The organism is Stenotrophomonas sp. YJH_SMC_127 (assembly GCF_059372445.1).
Genome location: NZ_JCAFVO010000004.1, coordinates 37,676 through 58,940, shown reverse-complemented (window position 1 = coordinate 58,940; position 21,265 = coordinate 37,676). Strand labels below are relative to the sequence as shown.

The window sequence follows — 21,265 nt, the reverse complement described above, 5'->3', positions numbered from 1 at the left end:
GCTCAGTGCCGGATGTCGCGGCGGGCCTGCTGGAGCTTCAGTACCTGCTCCACGGCCAGCTGCAGGGCGGCGGCCAGCGCCACGTAGATGGCGGTGGTGCGCAGGTACGGCCCGAACCACTGTGCGTAGTTCTGTGCCCAGCCGGCCAGCGTCGGTTCGGCCACGTTGCGGCTGGTCCAGTAGAAGCCGCCCTGCGCGAGCAGGTGACAGACCGCCACCGAGGCCACCAGCAGCAGCGCGCCCTTGGCCAGTACCGGCCAGCGTGCCCCCTGGTAGTTGCGGCCCAGCAGCATGCCGCCGGCCCACAGCGAGAAATACGCCGGCAGCAGCAGCCAGTAGCCCGGCGACACGCAGTAGTGCTGCCAGAAATCCAGGCCGCTGCTGCGGATCACGATCCAGTCCACCAGCACCGCGAACACCATCAGCAGCGGGAACGCCCAGCGGGTCCAGCCAGCCAGGTAGAAGCCGCCGATGAAGAACACCGCCCAGGAGGCATCCGGGATCGCCGCGAAGTGGTTGACCCGGGTCGCCGCCAGCAACAGCACGAGTACGGACAGGACGAAGGCACGGTTGGCGGTGGCGGACATGGCAGCGGGCCCGGAGCGGATTCAGGTTTCATTCTAGCCCGCCGCGCCGGTTGGCGCAGGTCGGGGGCTGTTGGGTGTTCGGGCGGGGCGAGCGCGTATCATGAACACCATGAGTGAACGACATGACGTGCTGATCGTCGGTGGCGGCCTGGTCGGTGCCAGCCTGGCCATTGCCCTGGACCGGTTGGGCCGCGACGTGGGCCTGCTCGAAGCCAGCCCGGCCGGCGAGCTGCCGGCGGTGTTCGACCAGCGCAACCTCAGTTTCGCCGCGGCGACCGTCAACGCGCTGACCGCGTTGGGGGTCATGCAGAAGCTGGCGATGGCGCCGGGCCCGATCCGCCGCATCCATGTCAGCCGCGCCGGCGATTTCGGCCGCGTGCAGCTGGAGGCTTCCGACTACGACCGGCCGTGGTTCGGCCAGGTGGTTGTCGCGCGTGACTTCGGCCAGGCGCTGGAAGCGCGCCTGCAGGAGCTGCCGCAGCTGCGGCGCTACCGGCCGATGCGGTTCCTGGGCCTGGGCGAGGTGGTCGACGGCTACCGCCAGGTGCGGGTGGCCGACGAGACCGGCGAGCGCGTACTGCTGGCACGGCTGGTGGTCGGTGCCGATGGCACGACCAGCGGTGTGCGTGGCGCGCTGGGCATCGAGGTCGACCGGCATGATTTCCAGCAGACCCTGTTCGTGGCCCGCGTGCGCAGCCAGCGCGCGCCGGATGGCACGGCCTGGGAGCGCTTCACCGATACCGGCCCGACCGCCCTGCTGCCGCGCGGCGACCGCCACTTCGGCACCGTGCACGGCGTGGCGCGGGACCAGGCCGATGCGGTGATGGCGCTGGACGATGCGGCCTGGCTGCAGCGCCTGCAGGATGCGATCGGCTGGCGTGCCGGTCGGCTGCTCGAATCCGGCCCGCGCAGCGCTTACCCGCTCATCCAGGTGCTGGCGCGCGCATTGGCCGGTGAACGCACGGTGCTGCTGGGCAATGCCGCGCAGACCATCCATCCGCTGGGTGCGCAGGGCTTCAACCTGGGCCTGCGCGATGCGCTGACCCTGGCCGAACTGCTGGAGGATGCGCACGAGGATGCCGGCAGCGATGTGCTGCTGCAGGCCTATGTTGCGCGCCGCCAGGAAGACCGACGGCAGACGGTGGCGTTCTCGGGTGGCCTGGCACGGCTGACCAGCAATCCGGCACCGCTGATGCGGCCGCTGCGCAGCCTCGGCCTGGTGGCCGCGCAACGCGCCTCGGTGCAGTCGATGCTGGTCGGTGGCGCGATGGGCTTCCGTGGCGAAGTGCCGCGGCTGTGCCGTGGAGAAGCGGCATGAGCCGGCGTGTGCGCCTGGACGTGGCCATCGTCGGAGGTGGCGTGGTCGGCGCTGCCTGTGCGCTGGCGTTGGCCGATGCCGGCCTGTCGGTTGCGCTGGTGGAAGGTCGTGAGCCCGCGCCGTGGCAGGCCGCACAGCCTGACCTGCGCGTGTTCGCCTTCGCTGCTGACAACGTACAACTGTTGAGCCGCCTGGGCGTGTGGCCGGCGATCGCCCAGGCCCGCGCCTGGCCCTACCGGCGCATGCAGGTGTGGGATGCGGCCGGTGGCGAAGATCTGCTGTTCGATGCTGATCGCTTCGGCCGTCGTGAACTGGGCTACATCGTCGAGAACGGCCTGCTGCAGGATCGCCTGTGGTCGGCACTGCCGGCGGCGGGTGTGCAGCTGCACTGCCCGGCACGGGTGGACGCGCTGGAGCAGGACGAGGAGGGCGTGCGCCTGCGCCTGGATGACGGGCGTCGCCTGGAAGCGGCGTTGGCCGTGGCCGCCGACGGCGCCGAGTCGACCCTGCGCCAGCTGGCCGGGATCGAGGTCGAGCGGCACGACTACCACCAGCGTGGCGTGGTGGCCTACGTGGACAGCGATCTTCCCAACCAGGCCACCGCCTGGCAGCGTTTCCTGCCGGGCGGGCCGCTGGCGCTGCTGCCGGTGGCCGAGCGCCGCAGCTCGATCGTCTGGACCCTGCCCGAGGACGAGGCGGCACGTGTGCTGGCCTTGGACGAGGACGCCTTCAACCGGGAACTGACCCGCGCCTTCGCGGCACGGCTGGGTGAGCTGCGACTGGCGTCACCGCGTGCGGCCTTCCCGCTGCGTCGCCAACTGGCCCGTCACTACGTGGCCGGCCGCGTACTGGCATTGGGTGATGCCGCGCATGTGGTGCATCCGCTGGCCGGGCAGGGCGTGAACCTGGGCCTGCGCGATGTCGCCGCCCTGCAGCAGTGGCTGGCGCCGTCGGCCGAGCGCCGTGGCCAGCCGCGGCTGTCGCCGCAGCGTCTGCAGCGCTGGGCACGCGAACGGCGCAGCGACAACCAGATCGCCGCCTACAGCTTCGATGCGATCAACCGCCTGTTCTCCAACGACGAGATGCACCTGACCCTGGCCCGTGGCCGCGCGCTGGGCTGTGTCGGCAAATGGCCGCCGCTGGTACAGGCGTTCTGGAAGCGCGCCGCCGGGGTGTAGCCGGAACGCAAACCGCACGATGCTGCGGGCACCGCTGGCGCGTTAGCAACCACGGGATCCCGCTCTGGTAGGTGCCAACCTTGGTTGGCACGTCTGCCAGGTCACGTCGGCCCAGATGGGGCGACGGCGTTCCGATGTTGTGCCAACCAAGGTTGGCACCTACCGAAAGCGGGCGCTGCTACCGCCGTTGATCCAGTGAATCCACGCCATGCGTGGATGAAGACCGCGGGTGGATTCAATCCACCAGCCAGCCGGCCAGGTCGGTGCGGTCCAGCTTGCCGCGGTGCCTGCGGTCCAGCGAATTGAATTCGTCGGCCAGCGCCGGATTGGCCTGTGCTTCCTCGCGGCTGATGAAGCCATCGCCGTTCACGTCGAGGTCGCTGAAGCGGATGCGGTACTGGCCGACCACGCTGCTCGGTTCCAGCGAACGCACGGTCACCTGCGCCTCGCCGGCCGGCTGCGGAATTTCGACGCTGCCGCTGACCCGGCCCGCATCCAGCGGTTGCTGGCGGATCGCGCCGCCGGTGGGGCCCAGCGGCTGGCTCTGCGCCGGCGTGGACGGGCCGTGCTGGGCGATGGCCGGTAGCGAGGCCAGCAGGATGGTCAACAGCAGGGCAGCACGCGGAAGGTTCATGACAGGCTCCTTGCCAGAGGGTACCGGGAGCGTACTCCCGGCAACCTGTGCCGCCGATGACGGATCAGCGCAGTGGCGAAGCCAGCACGGTGATCTCTTCACGATCGTGATAGAGCTGCTTGGCGCGGACCACCAGCGGCTTGCCGGCCTGGTCCTGGAACAGGTCCAGGCACAGCCGGGTTTCGTCCCAGCGCTTCTTCATCGGCAGTTTCAGATTGAAGATCGCATGCCGGCACCAGCCCTCGCGGAACCAGGTGGCCATGCGTTCGGCCACGCGGCGCGGCTGCTCGACCATGTCGCAGACCATCCAGTCCAGCGGCTGTTCCGGGTGCCAGTGGAAGCCATCGGCGCGCAGGTGCTCGACCAGGCCGGTGTCCAGCACATGCTGGCGCAACGGGCCGTTGTCGATGCTCAGAACATGCATGTGTTGGCGCGTCAGCACCCAGGTCCAGCCGCCGGGGGCGGCGCCCAGGTCGGCCGCACGCATGCCGGGCTTGGCCAGTGCTTCGCGTTCTTCCGGCGTCAGCAGGGTCAGCAGCGCCTCGTCCAGCTTCAGCGCCGAACGCGAAGGCGCCTCGGGCAGCAGCTTCAGGCGCGGGATGCCCAGCGCCCACGGTGCGCTGTCGGCCGGGTCGGCCACGCAGACGAAGGCATGGGTGCCATCGACGAACACCACATGCAGGCGCGGCAGGCGGTTGTTCGGCTTATCAGTGAGCTTGCCGGCCTTGCGCAGCGCCGGGCGCAGTGCATTGCCGAAGGCACGGGCCAGACCGGACAGTGGCTTGCCGGCGTCCGAATCGGGGTGTTCCACCCACAGGTCGCCGAAGCGCGGCGCATCGGCCAGCACTTCCAGCATCGGGGTGATCCGGTCCGCCGGGTCCAGCTGCGGCAGTTCGGCCAGCACCACCAGCTTCTGCCGCGCGAAGATCAGCTCGCGCCAGCGCAGGCGCGGCGCCAGCGCGGCGGCTTCGTCGCACATGAAAAGCACGTAGCCGTCATTGCGCTGGGTGCGCGCATAGCCGGCGAAACCGGCTTCACCGGCGCGGAACTGCAGCTCGCCGGCCAGCTCGGGCTCGAAGCCCTGCCGGCACAGGCACAGCAGGCCGATGCCGGTTTCAGTAACGGGCGCCATCGCTTTCCCCATAGGCACGCAGCACGCTGCGCGCGGCGTCGCGGTTCAGGCCTTGCACCACTTCGATGCCGCGCTTGTTGAGTTCACCCACCCAGTCGGCCGGCAGCGGGCCTTCATCGAACGGGGTCAGTTCCTCGACGTCGGCCGAGTTGGCACCGATCAGCAGGCGGTCGATGCCGGCCCACACGGTGGCGCCGTAGCACTGGCAGCACGGCTGCGAGCTGGTGGCCAGGGTGACCGGCGACAGCACCGCGTTCAGGCGCGGGGTCTGCAGGCGCTGCTGGGCCAGCATGTAGGCCATGTTCTCGGCGTGCGCCAGCGAGGTCGCGTGCGGCATCACCCGGTTCACGCCGGCGGCGATGACCTTGTCGTCCGGTCCGAACACCACCGCACCGAACGGACCGCCACTGGCGTGCTCGACGTTCAGCCGCGACAGCTCGATCGCCAGCGCGACCTTGGCCTCATCGCCCGGATATCGACGATCCAGGTCGATCTGGTCGTGGATCCAGGCGGGAAGGGTCAGGTGGACTTGCGCGTACAGCATCGCGGGGGTGCCTCGTGTGGGATGGGAAAAAGTGCGGTTGCTTGGGGGAAACCGGCGCGCAGTGTAGCCGCACCGGCCTGTACCGGGTGTGGGCGTGGCTCAGCCCGGCGAGCCGGTGCGGATCACCACGTACTGCTTGCGGAATTCCAGCCCGGCCTGCGGCCAACTGGCAGCATAGGCGCGCAGCAGGGGCAGGGCGGCGGCGAAGTCGTGGCCGTTGACCCGGCAATCGGCCTCGCACAGGCCGTCGGCATCGCGCGAGGCGAACAGGCGGATGGCGAGGAAATGGCGGGCTTTCAGCAGCTCGTCGAAGGCCTCCATGCTGCGGGTGAACAGGCAGCAGGGGCAGGAGCCATGATCGTCTTCGCTGCAGGTGGAGGCATCCACGTCCTGTGCACGGTAGTGCGCCAACGGCCCCAGCACCACGGTGCGCTGATGTTCCTCACCCTCGTCGCCGACCGGATAGGTCAGGCCCATCATCGGCAGGCCCTGTGCGTCTTGGGCGCCGATCGCGGTCTGCAGGGTCACCAGGTCCACCCGGGCCCAGGCCTGGAAGCCGGACAACAGCGATGCCTGCTCATCGGCACCATTTGCGTGCTGGTACTCGAACAGGCCATCGGCGAACAACTGCGGATGCTGGCTTTCAATGACGGTGGAGGTCTGCCAGCCGCCGTTGTCACGCGCTTGCGCGGCCATTGCATGCGGGGTCAGGCGCAGGCCGCTGTCGAGCAGCAGCGCGTTGCCGTCGATGCGGCTGGCGGTGCCGGTGTCCTGCAGGGCCTGCTGCAGCAGCGGGAGGAGGGCGGTGGCGCTCGTGGTCATGTCAGGCCTGTGGATGGATGGGGCGGAACATCCAGGCAGGGCCTGGGGCTAGCGGTCGAGTGCGTCGAGCTCGGCGCGATATCGCTGCGCGTCGGATTGCTGCTGCGGATCGTTGCCGTGGTCGCGCAGCCAGGTTTCCAGCTCGCGGCGATAGTCGGCGCGGAACTCGGCATTGCCCGGGCTGAAGTGCAGCTTGCGCGCCGCCACTTCCACCCGCTCGCGCGCGCTGGCCCGGGCCTGGGCGATGCCGTGCGGTGACTCGTTGGTGAGGATGACGATGTTGCGCGGGAAGCCCGGCGTGTACTTCACCACGAACGGCTGGTCGCGCGCCGGGATGCGGATGGCGTTTTCCAGCGGCCACAGCGAAGCGGTATTGGTGTGGAACACCACGTCCACGTCGCGCCCCTCGGCCGTGCGCAGCACCGCTTCGTAGCGCCAGATGTACTGTTCGTTGAGCGTGGAGCTGGTTCGCTCGGCCTTGACGATCACCGCTTCACCACGCTCGCCCACCACGTTGAGGAAGGCGGCGTTGAGGAAGTGGCCGAGGAACATGTTGAGCATCGCCAGCGGGAACACCACGATGGCGTAGCCCGGAAAGCGCCGCCACCACGAGACCAGCCCGGCCAGCACCATTGCTGCAAAGAACGTCAGCAGCGGATGCTGCGAGATGAACCAGAGCAGGACGGAAAGGGCGGTGATCATCGTCGCGGTCCTGCGGGCGCCATCCAGGCGCCCGCGCAGGTCCTCAGGCCGACCAGGTATCGCGCAGGGTCACGCTGCGGTTGAACACCGGCGTGGCTGCGGTATGGTCGCGGCGGTCGGCCACGAAGTAGCCGGTACGCTCGAACTGGAACGACTGCTCCGGCGCGGCGCTGGCCGCGGCCGGCTCGACATAGCCGGTGACAGTGCGGCGCGATTCCGGGTTGAGGTAATCGCGGTAGGTCTTGCCTTCCGATTCGTCGTCCGGGTTCGGCACCGAGAACAGGCGGTCGTACAGGCGGATCTCGGCCGGCACGCCATGCACGGCGCTGACCCAGTGGATGGTGCCCTTGACCTTGCGGTTGGCGCCTTCCATGCCCGGACGCGATTCCGGATCCAGCCAACCACGCAGCTCGGTGATGGTGCCGTCGGCATCCTTGATCACTTCGTCGCAGCGGATGATGCCGGCGCCACGCAGGCGCACTTCGCCACCCGGGACCAGGCGCTTCCAGCCCTTCGGCGGCACTTCGGCGAAGTCCTCGCGGTCGATCCACACTTCGCGTGCGAACGGTACTTCGCGGCTGCCAAAGCTTTCGTCCTTCGGGTGGTTGCTGAAGGTCAGCTGCTCTTCGTGGCCCTCCGGCAGGTTGGTCAGCACCAGCTTGACCGGATCGACCACTGCCATGCGGCGCGGTGCAGCACTGTCCAGGTCCTCGCGCAGCGCGCCTTCCAGCACGCTGAAGTCGATCAGCGAGTTCTGCTTGCTGATGCCTACGCGTTCGGCGAACAGGCGCATCGCGGCCGGGGTGTAGCCACGGCGACGCAGGCCCTGCAGGGTCGGCATGCGCGGGTCCTCCCAGCCGTCCACCAGCTGTTCGGTGACCAGCGCCATCAGCTTGCGCTTGCTCATCACCGTGTAGTTGATGTTCAGGCGCGAGAACTCGATCTGGCGCGGCTTGGCCGCTTCGCGCGGCAGGCCGGCATCGACCAGCGGCTGGGTCAGCGCGTCGTCATGGGCGAAGTCGACGTTGTCCACGCACCAGTCGTACAGCGGGCGGTGGTCTTCGAATTCCAGCGTGCACAACGAGTGGGTGATGCCCTCGATCGAATCACCCAGCGCGTGGGCGAAGTCGTACATCGGGTAGATCGGCCACGCGTTGCCGGTGTTCTGGTGCTCGACGTGCTTGATGCGGTACAGCGCCGGATCGCGCAGGTTGATGTTGCCGCTGGCCATGTCGATCCTGGCGCGCAGGGTGCGCGCACCATCCGGGAATTCACCGGCGCGCATGCGGCGGAACAGGTCGAGGTTTTCCTCGACGCTGCGGTCGCGCCATGGCGACGGGCGGCCCGGCTCGGTCAGGGTGCCGCGGTAGGCGCGCACTTCCTCGGCCGACAGGTCGCAGACGTAGGCCTTGCCCTGTTCGATCAGCTTCTCGGCGGCCAGGTAATAGGCCTGGAAATAGTCCGAGGCGTGGCGCAGCTCGTTCCACTCGAAGCCCAGCCAGCGCACGTCGTCCTGGATCGCGGCCACGTATTCCGGATCTTCCTTGGCCGGGTTGGTGTCGTCGAAGCGCAGGTTGCAGACGCCGCTGAACTCGCCGGCGATGCCGAAGTTCAGGCAGATCGACTTGGCGTGGCCGATGTGCAGGTAACCGTTCGGCTCCGGCGGGAAGCGGGTCTTGATCGCCTGGTGCTTTCCGCTGGCCAGGTCCTCGCGCACGATCTGGCGGATGAAATCGCGCTTTTCGTGGCTGTCGGCGGGGGTCTCGGGGCTGGCGGGGGTGTGCTCGGACATGAGTCGGCGAAAAGAAAGGCAGAAAGACCAACAGTCTAGCGCGTACGGGGCAGGGCTGCCCGGTGGGGTGTGGGGATGCCGGCCCCGCCCTCTGGTAGTGCCGGCCGCTGGCCGGCAACTCTCCGATCCCGCCCCCGGCACCATTCAGCCCCCGGGCGTATGCTGGAGCCCTGCCCCGAGGAGCCGCCGCATGCACATCGTGTACAAGGCCGACAACCTGTTCGACGCCCATCTGGTCAAGCACGCGCTGGAAAACGCCGGCATCCCCGCCTTCGTGTTCGGCGAGCAACTGCTGGGGGGCATGGGCGAGCTGCCGTTGTTCGGCGTGTTGCGGGTCGGCATCCCCGACGCGGCGCGGCCGCAGGCGGAGGACATCATCGCGGCGCTGGACTTGGGCCAGGCCGCCGCCGACCCCATTTCCGATGCAGACGATATGGCCGGACTGCCGGCGTAGGAGCGCATCATGTTGGGAATTGGCCAGGGCATCCTCGGCATCGGGGCCTTCAAGCAGCGCCTGCCGCGCCCGGAAGAGGCATTGCCGGGGCGCGAGCAGCCATTGCCGCTGCACAGCAACCAGCACTTCGTGAACAGCCATCCGCTGAAGGACCGCTTCGCGGGCCTGCAGCAGATCCGCTTCGCGCTGGGCTGTTTCTGGGGCGCCGAGCGCAAGTTCTGGACCGAGCCGGGCGTGTACAGCACCTCGGTCGGCTACGCCGGCGGCATCACGCCGAACCCGACCTATGAAGAAGTGTGCTCGGGCCTGACCGGGCACACCGAAGTGGTGCAGGTGGTGTTCGACCCGGCGGTGGTGAGCCTGGAACGGCTGCTGCAGCTGTTCTGGGAAAGCCACGACCCGACCCAGGGCATGCGCCAGGGCAACGACACCGGCACCCAGTACCGCTCGGCGATCCACGCCACCGACGAGGCACAGTACGCTGCCGCGCTGGCCAGCCGCGAGGCCTACCAGGCCCAACTGGATGCGGCCGGCTACGGCCCGATCACCACCGAGATCGTGTACCCGGCACCGGCGTACTACTACGCCGAGGACTATCACCAGCAGTACCTGGCGAAGAATCCGAACGGCTACTGCGGCATCGGCGGCACCGGCGTGAGCTGCCCGATCGGGTTGGATGTGGAGGCGCCGCGCTGACGCGCGGTGGTCCGCCTGCGGCGGGCAGAAGCCAAAGCCAAAGCCAAAGCGGCTCTGGGTTGCTGACGGTTTGGCGGGACGGGGGCGGCTGGCAGGACACGCCGTAAACCCATCCCTGGGGGCTCGATGGCGCCTTGCTCGTGTGCGCTGTCCTGCGCACATGGCAAGACCGGGGTTGGGCGTCCTGCCCAACCCGCCCGAGGCATGCCTCGGGCCCATGGCGCCAACGGTCCTGCCAACCCACACCGCCCCACCCCCGACAGTTTCCCGGTGACGGTGGGAAAGAGCATTGGGTTACTGACGAACTGATGGAAAACAAAAAGGACGCGGCGTTCGCCGCGTCCTTTTTATTTGGTTCTGCATTGTCCTTGTAGAGCCGAGCCATGCTCGGCTCCGAGCAAGCGAAGCGCGCGACCCGCTGTTGCTCTTCTTTCTTTCTTCCGTGGCGGGTGGCCACCGAAAACTGTCAGAGGGCGGGCGGGTTGGGTTCGCGGGAGTGTCCGCCGCATGGATGCGGCGGCCAAGCCTCCAGGGATGGATTCACGGCGTCTCCCGCGAACCCAACCCGCCCGACCCAGCGCGGCTTTTTGCTCTTTGCGACCAACCGACCCGCCACGAGGGGCTCAGCCGTTGGCCGGAATCCTCACAGTGCCGCGCGGATCCGCTCGCGCAGTGCTTCCAGATCCTTGGCAAACGCATCGATACCGGTCGCCAGCTTCTCGGTGGCCATCGGATCGGCCGCCAGGTCTGCTGCGAACGTCGCCGCGTCGATCGGGGTCACCGCCGCGCCATCGGCGGCGCCGGCCACCAGCTTGCGCGGCAGTGCGCCGTGGTCGGCGTCCAGCTTCTCCAGCAGGTCCGGCGAAATCGTCAGGCGGTCGCAGCCGGCCAGCGCTTCGATCTGTGCGGTCGAACGGAACGAGGCGCCCATCACCACCGTCTTCGAACCGCGGCGCTTGAATTCGGCATAGACGCCGCGCACGAACTTCACGCCCGGGTCTTCGTCGATGCTGGCCGGGGTCTGGCCGTTGGCCACGTACCAGTCCAGGATGCGGCCGACGAACGGGGAGATCAGGAACGCGCCGGCCTCGCTGCAGGCCAGCGCCTGGGTCGGGTTGAAGATCAGGGTAAGGTTGCAGTCGATGCCTTCGGCCTGCAGGATGCGCGCGGCTTCCACGCCTTCCCAGGTCGCGGCGATCTTGATCAGGATCTTCTCGCGCGGCACGCCGGCATCGGCGTACATCTGGATGAACTGGCGGGCCTTGGCCACGGTGGCGGCGGTGTCGTGGGCCTGGTCGGCGTCCACTTCGGTGGACACGCGGCCCGGCACCAGCGTGCTCAACAGCGCGCCGACGCCGATGGTCAGGCGGTCGGCCACGGCGTGCACCACGGCTTCGCGGTCGCCCGCCTGCTGGCGGCCCCAGGCCAGTTCGCGTTCGATCAGTTCGGCGTAGACCGGCAGGTCCAGCGCCTTCTTCACCAGGGTCGGGTTGGTGGTGCAGTCCACCGGCTGCAGGCGCTTGATCGCCTCGTAGTCACCGGTATCGGCAACGACCACGGACAGTTCGCGCAGCTGGGACAGTTTGGACGGGGTACTCATTACGGCTCCTGGTGCAGGGGGATCGAATCGCGCGCGGTGCGCAGCGGTAATCAGGGGCGGTCGTTGTGGACCGCAGTCACGCGCAGGCGCAGCTTGCGGCCGCCGGGCGCGTTCCAGTCGATGCTCTGGCCGATGGCCAGGCCGAGCAGGGCACTGCCGACCGGGGCCAGCACGGAGACCTTGCCTTCATCGACATTGGCTTCGCGGGGGAAGACCAGGGTCAGGACGTGCTTTTCGCCCGACACTTCATCTTCGCACTCCACGCGCGAATGCATCATGACGATGCCTTCGGGAATCTGGTCCGGTGCCAGCACGGTGGCCCGGTTGAGTTCTTCAGCAAGCGCGAGCGCGGCAGGCGTCTGGCTCAGCGCAGGGGATTCGAGCATGGCGTCCAGGCGGTCCATGTCGAAGGTAGAAACGGTGATCGACGGCGGCAGGCCGCTGGCGGTGTTCATGGTGAAGCTCCTTGGTTGAAAGCCATGCAAAAGGCGGCACCTGCTGGCGCCGCCTGTCTGTATTGTGGGGACAAATGCGGCCGGAATCGACTCCTGCCGATTCCGGGCCGGTGCTGCGGGGGCTCAGCCGTTCAGCGCGGGGCCGGGCAGGGCCGGTGCATCGCTGCCGGCATCGAGCGCCTCCAGCGTGAACAGTGCCTGCGGCAGGCGCTTGAACTGGTCGGCCAGCTCCATCAGGAAGTCGTTCATGGCCGAGCTGCGGCGCCAGATCATGGCGATGCGGCGGCTGGGACGGCCTTCGCCGGTGAAATCGAGCAGCCGGATGTTGTTCGAGCGCGGCACCGGCGGCTGCACCGACAGGCTCGGCAGCAGGGTGATGCCGACGTCGGCGGCGACCATCTGCCGCAGGGTTTCCAGGCTGGTGGCGCGGAATTCGGACTTCTCGTTGGCGCCGAACAGTCGGCAGACTTCCAGCGCCTGGTCGCGCAGGCAATGCCCGTCTTCCAGCAGCAGCAGCTTCTGCGTGGCCAGTTCCTGCACGTCCAGGTGTTCGCGGCGGGCCAGCGGGTGGCGCCCGGACACGGCCAGCAGGAACGGTTCCTCGAACAGGAATTCGGCATGCAGCTGGTCGTCGATCACCGGCAGGGCCAGCAGTGCGGTGTCGAGCTTGCCTTCGCGCAGGCGGTCCAGCAGCACGTCGCTCTTTTCCTCGACCAGCAGCAGTTCCAGCTCCGGGAAGCGCTCGCGGATGCGCGGGATCACATGCGGCAGCAGGTACGGGCCGAGGGTCGGGAAGATGCCCAGGCGCACCGTGCCGGCTTCCGGATCGCGGCTGCGTCGCGCCGCTTCCTTCAGCTGTTCCACTTCGGACACGATCACCCGCGCCCGTGCCGCCGCTTCCTGGCCGGCCGGGGTCAGCATCACCTTGCGCGGTGCGCGTTCCACCAGCGGCAGGCCCAGCTCTTCTTCCAGCTTGCGGATCTGCGTCGACAGCGTGGGCTGGCTGACGAAGCAGGAGGCGGCAGCCCGGCCGAAATGCTTGTGGTCGGCCAGGGCTACCAGGTACTTCAGATCACGTAGGTTCATCCTTACACCCCAGGGGTAACGGACCGGCTGACGGCGTGGTTACCCGACAGGCAGACAATGTTCCCGGTGATCTGGGAACGGTGGATCAGGCTGCTTCAGCAACGGCACCGCTGCTGTTGCTCACCGACGAGCGGATCAGGTGGTCGAACGCACTCAGTGCGGCGGTCGAGCCGGCGCCCATGGCGATGATGATCTGCTTGTAGGGCACCGTCGTGCAATCGCCAGCGGCGAACACGCCCGGCAGGTTGGTCTGGCCGCGGTCGTCGATGACGATCTCGCCGCGCGGCGACAGCGCCACCACATCCTTCAGCCACTCGGTGTTGGGCAGCAGGCCGATCTGCACGAAGATGCCTTCCAGCTCGACGCGGTGGGCATCGCCGCCGACGCGGTCCTTGTAGACCAGGCCGGTGACGCGGCTGCCGTCGCCCAGCACTTCGGTGGTCTGCGCGCTGGTCAGCACGGTCACGTTGCCCAGTGTGCGCAGCTTCTTCTGCAGCACTTCATCGGCGCGCAGGCTGGAATCGAACTCCAGCAGGGTTACATGCGACACGATGCCGGCCAGGTCGATGGCTGCTTCCACGCCGGAGTTGCCGCCGCCGATCACCGCCACGCGCTTGCCCTTGAACAGCGGGCCATCGCAGTGCGGGCAATAGGCCACGCCCTTGTTGCGGTACTGGTCTTCGCCCGGCACGTTCATCTGCCTCCAGCGCGCGCCGGTGGACAGGATCACCGAACGCGACTTCAGTACCGCGCCGTTTTCCAGCTGCACCTGCACCAGGCCGTCCTCGCCGGCCGGCACCAGCGCACTGGCGCGCTGCAGGTTCATGATGTCCACCTCGTACTCGCGCACGTGCTGCTCCAGCGCCGTGGCCAGCTTGGGGCCCTCGGTCTCCTTCACCGAAATGAAGTTCTCGATCGCCATGGTGTCCAGCACCTGGCCACCGAAACGCTCGGCGGCGATGCCGGTACGGATGCCCTTGCGTGCGGCGTAGATCGCCGCTGCAGCGCCGGCCGGGCCACCGCCCACCACCAGCACGTCGAAGGCGTCCTTGGCGGCGATCTTCTCGGCATCGCGCTTGCCGGCGTTGGTGTCCAGCTTGGCCACGATCTGCTCGAGGGTCATGCGGCCCTGGTCGAAGATTTCACCGTTGAGGTACACGGTCGGCACCGACATGATCTCGCGCTTCTCGACTTCGTCCTGGAACAGGGCGCCATCGATGGCCACGTGCTGGATGCGCGGGTTGAGCACCGCGGCCAGGTTCAGCGCCTGCACCACGTCCGGGCAGTTCTGGCAGGACAGCGAGAAGTAGGTCTCGAACCGGTAGTCGCCTTCCAGGTTCTGCACCTGCTCGATCAGCTCGGCGGTGGCCTTGGACGGGTGCCCGCCGACCTGCAGCAGCGCCAGCACCAGCGAGGTGAACTCGTGGCCCATCGGCAGGCCGGCGAAGGTCAGGTGGATGTCCTGGCCCGGGGTGCCCAGGTCGAAGGACGGCACACGGCCCTGCCCATCGCGCAGCACCTGCAGCGAGATCTTGTCCGACAGGCTGTCCAGGGTCTGCAGCAGTTCCAGCATTTCCTGCGACTTGGCGCCGTCGTCGGCGTGCGCGGTGATCTGGATCGGGCGGGTCACGCGCTCCAGATAGGTCTTCAGCTGCGACTGCAGGTTGGCGTCCAACATCGGTCTTCTCCTGGCTTCAGGCAAACAGAGGGCGTGGCACCGCTGTACAAGGTAGCGGACCAGCTGGGGGTAGGGGTGAACCCAAGACAGCGACCGTGGAAGGGGCTGGCTGGCCAAGGCGGGCGAGCGTTGGCTGTCTTGGGTTCACCCCCACGCCGGCGGGGGGACCGGCACGGGGATGAAGGGCGCGCCGCGGCGTGGGGCCACGGCAGGCCGGTACTGCCTTAGATCTTGCCGACCAGGTCCAGCGACGGGGTCAGGGTCTTCTCGCCTTCCTTCCACTTGGCCGGGCACACCTGGTTCGGGTTGGCGGCGGTGAACTGGGCAGCCTTCAGCTTGCGCAGGGTCTCGGACACGTCACGGGCGATCTCGTTGGAGTGGATCTCCAGGGTCTTGATCACGCCTTCCGGATTGATGATGAAGGTGCCGCGCAGGGCCAGGCCTTCTTCCGGAATGTGCACGCCGAAAGCGTTGGTCAGCTGGTGGGTCGGGTCGCCGACCAGCGGGAACTGGGCCTTGCCGACGGCCGGCGAGGTCTCGTGCCACACCTTGTGCGAGAAGTGGGTATCGGTGGTGACGATGTAGACCTCGGCGCCGGCCTTCTTGAACTCGGCGTAGTGGTCAGCTGCGTCCTCGATCTCGGTCGGGCAGTTGAAGGTGAAGGCGGCCGGCATGAAGATCAGGACGGACCACTGGCCCTTCAGGCTGGCGTCGGAAACCTTGATGAACTCGCCGTTGTGGTAAGCGTTGGCTTCGAACGGTTGGATCTGGGTGTTGATGAGGGACATCATTTTTCCTCTTGGTGAAGGGGAGTGGGTGAATCGACAGGAGCTAGGTTACCCATTCGCTGGCGATAAGAACAATGCATTGATTGCATCTATTTGATAGATGGAGTCTATCAAAATGCACTGAGCAGGCACTGAACCCGGCCGCTTTCATCCTGCAACTGACTGTGTGACAAGGAAAATCTCGCCGGACCGCTGCCTGGGGCCGATAGCCCCTCCTTATCCCGTCCGGCGGAACCTGAACGGATTCCGATTTTGTAGAGCCGAGCCCGCGCTCGGCTGCTCCAGAAGCAGCCGAGCGCGGGCTCGGCTCTACAATTGCGGAATGTCTTTCCAAACCGAACCCACCCTGCGCCAGATCGTGGCCGAGGCCAGTGTCCGCCTCGGCAGCGTCGAAGCCCGCCATGAGGCGGAGCTGCTGCTGCTGCATGTGCTGGAACGCCCACGCAGTTGGCTGTTCGCGCATGCCACCGATCCGCTGGCCGCCGCCGACCAGGCCGCCTTCGAGACGCTGTTGGCCCGCCGCGTGGCCGGCGAGCCGGTCGCCTACCTGACCGGCCGCCGCGGATTCTGGACGCTGGATCTGGAGGTCGATCCGGCCACGCTGATCCCGCGCCCGGAGACCGAACTGCTGGTCGAGCTGGCGCTGGAACGCCTGCCGCAGGACCGTGCGCTGCGGCTGGCTGACCTGGGCACCGGCAGCGGCGCGATCGCCTTGGCGCTGGCCAGCGAGCGGCCACAGGCACAGGTGCTGGCCACCGATGCCAGCCCGGGTGCGCTGGCCGTGGCCGCGCGCAATGCTGCGCGCCATGAACTGCGCAACGTCCGCTTCGCCGAGGGCGGGCACGATTGGTACGCGCCGTTGCAGGGCATGCGCTTCGACCTGATTGCGAGCAATCCGCCGTACATCGCCAGCGACGACCCGCACCTGCGACAGGGCGACTTGCGCTTCGAACCGGCCTCCGCGCTGGCGTCCGGTGTGGACGGCCTGGATGACATCCGCCGCATCATCGACGGCGGCCAGGCGCATCTGCTGCCCGGTGGCTGGTTGCTGATCGAGCACGGATGGGACCAGGGCGCGGCGATCCGCGCGCTGTTCGACGCCGCCGGTTTTGCCGAGGTGCAGACCGTGCAGGACCTGGAGCAGCGCGACCGGATCACCCTGGGCCGGCGACCGGCCTAGAATGGGGGTTCTCCTGCCCCGGCAGGGCATCACCCTGGAGCTGCAAACATGCGTACGCTGTATCCCGCCATCACCCCCTACGACGTCGGCACCCTGAAGGTCGACGATCGCCACACGCTGTACTTCGAACAGTGCGGCAACCCGGACGGCAAGCCGGTGGTGATGCTGCACGGTGGCCCGGGCGGTGGTTGCAGCGACAAGATGCGCCAGTTCCACGACCCGACCAAGTACCGCATCATCCTGTTCGACCAGCGTGGTGCGGGTCGATCCACCCCGCACGCGGACCTGGTGGACAACACCACCTGGGACCTGGTCGCCGATATCGAGAAGCTGCGCGAGCACCTGAGGGTCGATCGCTGGCAGGTGTTCGGTGGCAGCTGGGGCTCGACCCTGGCCCTGGCCTATGCCGAGACCCATCCGCAGCGCGTGACCGAACTGGTCCTGCGCGGCATCTTCATGCTGCGCCGCTGGGAGCTGGAATGGTTCTACCAGGAAGGCGCCAACCGCCTGTTCCCGGATGCGTGGGAGCATTACCTGAAGCCGATCCCGCCGGTGGAGCGGCATGACCTGATCTCGGCCTTCCACCGCCGCCTGACCAGCGAAGACGAAGCCACCCGCCTGGAAGCGGCCAAGGCGTGGGCAGTGTGGGAAGGTGCGACCAGCTTCCTGCACGTCGATGATGACTTCATCAACAGCCACGAAGACCCGCACTTCGCCCTGGCCTTCGCCCGCATCGAGAACCACTACTTCGTCAACGGTGGCTTCTTCGAGGTGGAAGACCAGCTGCTGCGCGACGCGCACCGCATCGCCGACATCCCGGGCGTGATCGTGCACGGCCGCTACGACGTGGTCTGCCCGCTGGCCAACGCCTGGGACCTGACCAAGGTGTGGCCGAAGGCGAAGCTGGAAATCACCCCGGCCTCGGGCCATTCGGCGTTCGAAGCCGAGAACGTGGACGCGCTGGTGCGCGCCACCGATGGCTTCGCCTGATCGGTAGTGCCGGCCGCTGGCCGGCGAGGGGTCAGATCCCTTTCCCACGGAAAGGGCTTTGACCCCGGTCCGGAACCCCATCCACGCATGGCGTGGATCTACTGCACCCGGTAGTGCCGGCCGCTGGCCGGCAACGCTCTACCGGTAGCGCCGGGCCATGCCCGGCGGCGATTCTCCCCCTTGTTCGAGGCTGTCGCTATTGGCCTTGAACCGGGGCGAGGCGGGCTGGCACCGTGGACGTCCGTGCAATTTTCGGCGACCCCATCATGTACACCCGCCTGCTGTTGACAAAGGAAAAGGCATCTCCAACCGATGCATACGTTGGCGGCGGTGCGTTTCTTCCAGAGAGCATACCTTGGCCAGCCTGTGTTGAAGGCCGTGCGCTCTTTCACCTGATGGCACTCCCTGCACATTGGTTCTATCCGCAGGGCGTTGCTGAGGATTTCTGGTTCTCAGTCTTTATCCCCACCGATACCCGGGATCATTCCCACTTCCGTCGGCTGCGCGCGGTGCAGGGAACCAGCGAAGCAGTTGTGCTCGCATACAGGCGTGGCGCCGCATCCAGAAGCCGATGCATGAGCGACTCGCTCGAGCGCGGCCGTATCGAGCGTGTGGAGTGTTTGGAACCTGACGATGATGAGAACCTGGATTCCAAGCTGGATGGAGTCGATGCATGGCTGCAATCAACTTTGACGTGGAATGGCGGTCGCCGTCGCTTGATGCTCTACGGCGCGGACATCGACGGCATTCTGCCTTCGCACAAGGGCGTGCTGTCCGACGGCATGGCGTATCTGTTCCTCCGGGACAAGCCTGATTTTTCTCCGGGAGGACGCGTCGGGGCGTTCTTTCTCCAATTGGGCTGAATCAGTTTTTTGCTGCGTCCCGCGCTGGCTCAGCACCGAAGTCCACATCCACGCGCGGCGTGGATTTAATGCACTTCGTGGTGTCGGCCGCCGGCCGGCAAACCTGAAATGCTTGGATTCCTGCAGACGCCGGCCAGCGGCCGGCGCTACCGCGAAGCGGATCCCCATCCACGCATGGCGTGGGTCTACCGCAGCCTGGTAGTGCCGGCCGCTGGCCGGCAGACCGGGATCCATTGGAACCGTGCAGGCGCCGGCCAGCGGCCGGCGCTACCAATCCCCGGCCAGCAACGCGTCGGCCAGCACCTGCAGCTTCGGCGAGTGCTGGCGCGACGGTGGGTAGATCAGCGACAGCGCGCGGCTGCGGCCCTCGAACGGCTGCAGCACGCGTTGCAGGCGGCCGTCAGCGAGCGCGTCGGCCACGGCGAAATCCATCACCTGCACGATGCCGATACCGGCGATGGCCGCTTCCACCAGCGGATCGCCGCTGTCGAACACCATCCGCGTCGGTGGCGTGAACTCGCGCAGTTGGCCCTCCTGCAGGAACTGCCAGTCCACCAGCCGGCCACTGCGCAGGTTGCGCACCGCCAGGCACGCGTGGTCCCGCAGCGCGGCCACATCGTCCGGTGCGCCACAGCGGGCCAGATACGCGGGGCTGGCCACCGTCACCCAGCGCAGCGGACGCAGCGGGCGCGCGACGATGCGCTGGTCGGCGATGACGCCGGTGCGCAGGGCGGCATCGAAACCTTCCTCGACCAGATCGACCAGACGGTCACTGAGCACGGCCTCCACCTGCAGTTGCGGGTGCTGTTGCAGCAACGGCGCCAGCAGCGGTACCAGCACCTTGCGCCCGAACATCGAGGGCGCGCTGATCTTCAGGGTGCCCGCGGGCGTGCAGGGACGGTCGGCCAACTGGCGTTCGGCATCCTCCAGGCCACACAGCAGCGGTGCCACCTGATCGACGAACTGGCGGCCATCCGGGGTCAGCGCCACGTTGCGGGTGTTCCGCTGCAGCAGCTTCACCCCCAGCGTGGCCTCCAGCCGGCCGATCGCGCGCGACAGGCCGGACTGGCTCAGGCCCAGCTGCCCGGCGGCGACGGTGAAACTGCGGGCTTCGGCTACCTGCACCAGCATGCGCACTGCATTGAGGTCCATCGAGGTTCCATTCATGATGAAAATCATGACAGATATGGCTGGCAGGGGGTTTATTGATTCGGTCGCATCAATGAGACTGCGCTCCCCCACCGCACCAGACCGCCGATGCCTCCCCTCAAGTACCCGCGCTGGGCGCTGACCCTGCTGGCCACTGCCCAGCTGATCATCGCCCTGGATGCCACCATCATCTTCGTCGCCCTGCACGACATGGGCCGCGCGCTGCAGATCAACGCGCAGCAGCTGCAATGGGTAGTCAGTGCCTACACCGTGGCGTTCGGCGGCAGCCTGCTGCTGGGCGGGCGCGCCGCCGACCTGATCGGCCGCCGCCGCTTCTACCGGCTGGGCATGCTGCTGTTCGCGCTGGCGTCGCTGTTCGGCGCGCTGGCGCCGAATGCCACCCTGTTGATCATCGCGCGCGCGGCGCAGGGCATCGGTGCCGCGTTGCTGTTCCCGGCCACGCTGGCGCTGATCAACACGTTGTATGCGGAAGGCCCGGTGCGCAACCGCGCACTGGCGATCTGGAGCATGGCCAGTGCGGTCGGCCTGGCGCTGGGCACGCTGCTCGGTGGCGTGCTGACCCAGGCGTTCGGCTGGCCGGCGGTGCTGGCGGTGATCGTTCCGCTGGCCACCGCCTGTGCAGTCGCGGCCGGCGCGTGGTTGCCGGCCGATGGCCCGCGTGTGCAGGGCCGTTCCTTCGATCTGGCCGGTTGCCTCACCGTCACCGCCGGCGGCAGCCTGCTGGTCACCACCCTGGTGCAAGGGCCGGAGTGGGGCTGGACGGCCCGCGCCACGCTCATCTGCCTGCTGCTTTCAGCCCTACTGTTGACGGTGTTCGTACAGATCGAAAAGCGCAGCCGTGACCCGCTGATGCAGTTTGCGCTGCTGCGCCTGCCCGGCCTGCGCGCGGCACTCGGCCTGACCTTCGCCTTCATGAGCAGCTATGGCGTGCAGTACTACTTCCTGGCGCTCTACTTCCAGGATGGTTACGGCTGGAGCCCGCTGCAGGCCGGCATGGCCTTCCTGCTGCCGACCGTGGTGTGCACCTTCGGCATCCGCATTGCCGAACGCATGCTGCGGCGCCGTTCGCCACGGCAGGTGCTGGCCTGGGGCTTCGCGGCCGGTGCCATCGGCATCACTGCGGTGGCGCTGGCGATGCCGCATGGCGCCGGTTACTGGCCGCTGCTGCCGGGCATCGTGGTGCTCAGCGTGGGCCAGGGCATGAGCTGGACGGTGATGTGGATCGTGGCCGGGCAGGGCGTGCCGGGGCCGCAGCAGGGTGTGGCGTCCGGCATGGCCGCCACCGCACAGCAGATCGGCGGCGCGTTGGGACTGGCGGTACTGGTGATGGTGGCCAACGCCGCGCGTGGCACGCAGGAGGCAACCAGTCCTGATGCGCTGCAGGGCATGGTCAATGCGCAGTACGGCGCCGCGCTGTTCGCCGCGCTCGGCGTGGCCATCGCGCTGGGCCTGCGCCCGGCGCCGGTCGAATCGGCTGCTGCCGTCTGCCCGGTCAACGAGGCATGATTGAAGGCGCTGCCGTAGGTGGATGTGCCACGCCTGCGGTGGTGCCGGTCGCTGGCCGGCAACCTCGGGGTGGTTGGATCATTGAGGTTG

At 67.8% G+C, this 21,265-nt stretch carries 21 protein-coding genes; 8 read left to right on the top strand and 13 right to left on the bottom strand.

Annotation, left to right across the window (positions count from 1 at the left end; translation table 11 throughout):
- Positions 1-2: 2 nt before the first annotated feature.
- On the bottom strand, positions 3-587 hold the full coding sequence (locus AC5QAB_RS10915) for a hypothetical protein (protein WP_014645992.1): 585 nt from the start codon (positions 585-587) through the stop codon (positions 3-5).
- A gap of 109 nt (positions 588-696) precedes the next feature.
- On the opposite strand from AC5QAB_RS10915, the gene ubiH reads away from it, so the two are divergent.
- The gene (ubiH, locus tag AC5QAB_RS10910; RefSeq protein ID WP_014645993.1) at positions 697-1,905 is read left to right on the top strand and encodes a 2-octaprenyl-6-methoxyphenyl hydroxylase; all 1,209 of its coding nucleotides are present in this window, start codon (positions 697-699) and stop codon (positions 1,903-1,905) included.
- Complete coding sequence (locus AC5QAB_RS10905) at positions 1,902-3,083, top strand: UbiH/UbiF family hydroxylase (protein ID WP_197561805.1); 1,182 nt, start codon at positions 1,902-1,904, stop codon at positions 3,081-3,083. The genes ubiH and AC5QAB_RS10905 overlap by 4 nt, the downstream gene beginning before the upstream one ends.
- A gap of 235 nt (positions 3,084-3,318) precedes the next feature.
- On the opposite strand, the gene AC5QAB_RS10900 is transcribed toward AC5QAB_RS10905, so the two are convergent.
- From AC5QAB_RS10900 to AC5QAB_RS10875, 6 genes are all read right to left on the bottom strand, one after another.
- Positions 3,319-3,717 (bottom strand): EF-hand domain-containing protein, encoded by a 399-nt coding sequence (locus AC5QAB_RS10900; protein WP_134808529.1) that lies wholly within the window; start codon positions 3,715-3,717, stop codon positions 3,319-3,321.
- Between the two features lie 64 nt (positions 3,718-3,781).
- Positions 3,782-4,849, bottom strand: a complete 1,068-nt coding sequence (rlmM, locus tag AC5QAB_RS10895; protein ID WP_046428937.1) for a 23S rRNA (cytidine(2498)-2'-O)-methyltransferase RlmM — start codon at positions 4,847-4,849, stop codon at positions 3,782-3,784.
- A complete protein-coding gene (locus AC5QAB_RS10890) occupies positions 4,833-5,393 on the bottom strand; it encodes a nucleoside deaminase (protein WP_004154307.1) in 561 nt (186 codons plus the stop codon). Before AC5QAB_RS10890 ends, rlmM begins: the two co-directional genes overlap by 17 nt.
- 99 nt (positions 5,394-5,492) lie before the next feature.
- The gene (locus AC5QAB_RS10885) at positions 5,493-6,215 is read right to left on the bottom strand and encodes a DUF6348 family protein (RefSeq protein ID WP_014645997.1); all 723 of its coding nucleotides are present in this window, start codon (positions 6,213-6,215) and stop codon (positions 5,493-5,495) included.
- Positions 6,216-6,263: 48 nt separating this feature from the next.
- Positions 6,264-6,917 carry a hypothetical protein gene (locus AC5QAB_RS10880; RefSeq protein ID WP_164167567.1) on the bottom strand — a complete coding sequence of 218 codons (654 nt, stop codon included), beginning with the start codon at positions 6,915-6,917 and terminating at the stop codon, positions 6,264-6,266.
- A gap of 43 nt (positions 6,918-6,960) precedes the next feature.
- On the bottom strand, positions 6,961-8,709 hold the full coding sequence (locus AC5QAB_RS10875) for a glutamine--tRNA ligase/YqeY domain fusion protein (protein ID WP_049440148.1): 1,749 nt from the start codon (positions 8,707-8,709) through the stop codon (positions 6,961-6,963).
- A 190-nt stretch (positions 8,710-8,899) separates the two neighbouring features.
- Between AC5QAB_RS10875 and AC5QAB_RS10870 the strand changes: the two genes are divergently transcribed.
- Both AC5QAB_RS10870 and msrA read left to right on the top strand, forming a co-directional pair.
- The gene (locus tag AC5QAB_RS10870) at positions 8,900-9,163 is read left to right on the top strand and encodes a putative signal transducing protein (RefSeq protein ID WP_032956987.1); all 264 of its coding nucleotides are present in this window, start codon (positions 8,900-8,902) and stop codon (positions 9,161-9,163) included.
- Between the two features lie 30 nt (positions 9,164-9,193).
- Positions 9,194-9,859: a peptide-methionine (S)-S-oxide reductase MsrA gene (gene msrA, locus AC5QAB_RS10865; RefSeq protein WP_032956996.1), complete on the top strand. Its 666-nt coding sequence runs from the start codon at positions 9,194-9,196 to the stop codon at positions 9,857-9,859.
- A 643-nt stretch (positions 9,860-10,502) separates the two neighbouring features.
- Here msrA and AC5QAB_RS10860 read toward each other — a convergent pair.
- From AC5QAB_RS10860 to ahpC, 5 genes are all read right to left on the bottom strand, one after another.
- The gene (locus AC5QAB_RS10860) at positions 10,503-11,459 is read right to left on the bottom strand and encodes a transaldolase (protein WP_100449361.1); all 957 of its coding nucleotides are present in this window, start codon (positions 11,457-11,459) and stop codon (positions 10,503-10,505) included.
- A gap of 50 nt (positions 11,460-11,509) precedes the next feature.
- Positions 11,510-11,914, bottom strand: a complete 405-nt coding sequence (rnk, locus tag AC5QAB_RS10855) for a nucleoside diphosphate kinase regulator (protein ID WP_014036052.1) — start codon at positions 11,912-11,914, stop codon at positions 11,510-11,512.
- 123 nt (positions 11,915-12,037) lie between these two features.
- Positions 12,038-13,000, bottom strand: a complete 963-nt coding sequence (locus AC5QAB_RS10850) for a LysR substrate-binding domain-containing protein (RefSeq protein WP_495233386.1) — start codon at positions 12,998-13,000, stop codon at positions 12,038-12,040.
- Between the two features lie 85 nt (positions 13,001-13,085).
- Positions 13,086-14,678, bottom strand: a complete 1,593-nt coding sequence (ahpF, locus tag AC5QAB_RS10845; protein WP_049408707.1) for an alkyl hydroperoxide reductase subunit F — start codon at positions 14,676-14,678, stop codon at positions 13,086-13,088.
- A 224-nt stretch (positions 14,679-14,902) separates the two neighbouring features.
- A complete protein-coding gene (ahpC, locus tag AC5QAB_RS10840; protein ID WP_005408159.1) occupies positions 14,903-15,466 on the bottom strand; it encodes an alkyl hydroperoxide reductase subunit C in 564 nt (187 codons plus the stop codon).
- A 322-nt stretch (positions 15,467-15,788) separates the two neighbouring features.
- Between ahpC and prmC the strand changes: the two genes are divergently transcribed.
- From prmC to AC5QAB_RS10825, 3 genes are all read left to right on the top strand, one after another.
- Entirely contained in the window at positions 15,789-16,646 is an 858-nt protein-coding gene (prmC, locus tag AC5QAB_RS10835; protein ID WP_046429016.1) for a peptide chain release factor N(5)-glutamine methyltransferase, read from the top strand.
- A 48-nt stretch (positions 16,647-16,694) separates the two neighbouring features.
- Positions 16,695-17,636, top strand: coding sequence for a prolyl aminopeptidase (gene pip / locus AC5QAB_RS10830; RefSeq protein WP_164166863.1), 942 nt, complete (start codon positions 16,695-16,697; stop codon positions 17,634-17,636).
- 266 nt (positions 17,637-17,902) lie between these two features.
- Complete coding sequence (locus AC5QAB_RS10825) at positions 17,903-18,499, top strand: hypothetical protein (protein ID WP_164166865.1); 597 nt, start codon at positions 17,903-17,905, stop codon at positions 18,497-18,499.
- Positions 18,500-18,766: 267 nt separating this feature from the next.
- On the opposite strand, the gene AC5QAB_RS10820 is transcribed toward AC5QAB_RS10825, so the two are convergent.
- Positions 18,767-19,651, bottom strand: coding sequence for a LysR family transcriptional regulator (locus AC5QAB_RS10820; RefSeq protein WP_164166873.1), 885 nt, complete (start codon positions 19,649-19,651; stop codon positions 18,767-18,769).
- A 105-nt stretch (positions 19,652-19,756) separates the two neighbouring features.
- Here AC5QAB_RS10820 and AC5QAB_RS10815 point away from each other — a divergent pair, with 105 nt between their 5' ends.
- Positions 19,757-21,175 (top strand): MFS transporter, encoded by a 1,419-nt coding sequence (locus tag AC5QAB_RS10815; protein ID WP_049408494.1) that lies wholly within the window; start codon positions 19,757-19,759, stop codon positions 21,173-21,175.
- Positions 21,176-21,265 lie beyond the last annotated feature (90 nt).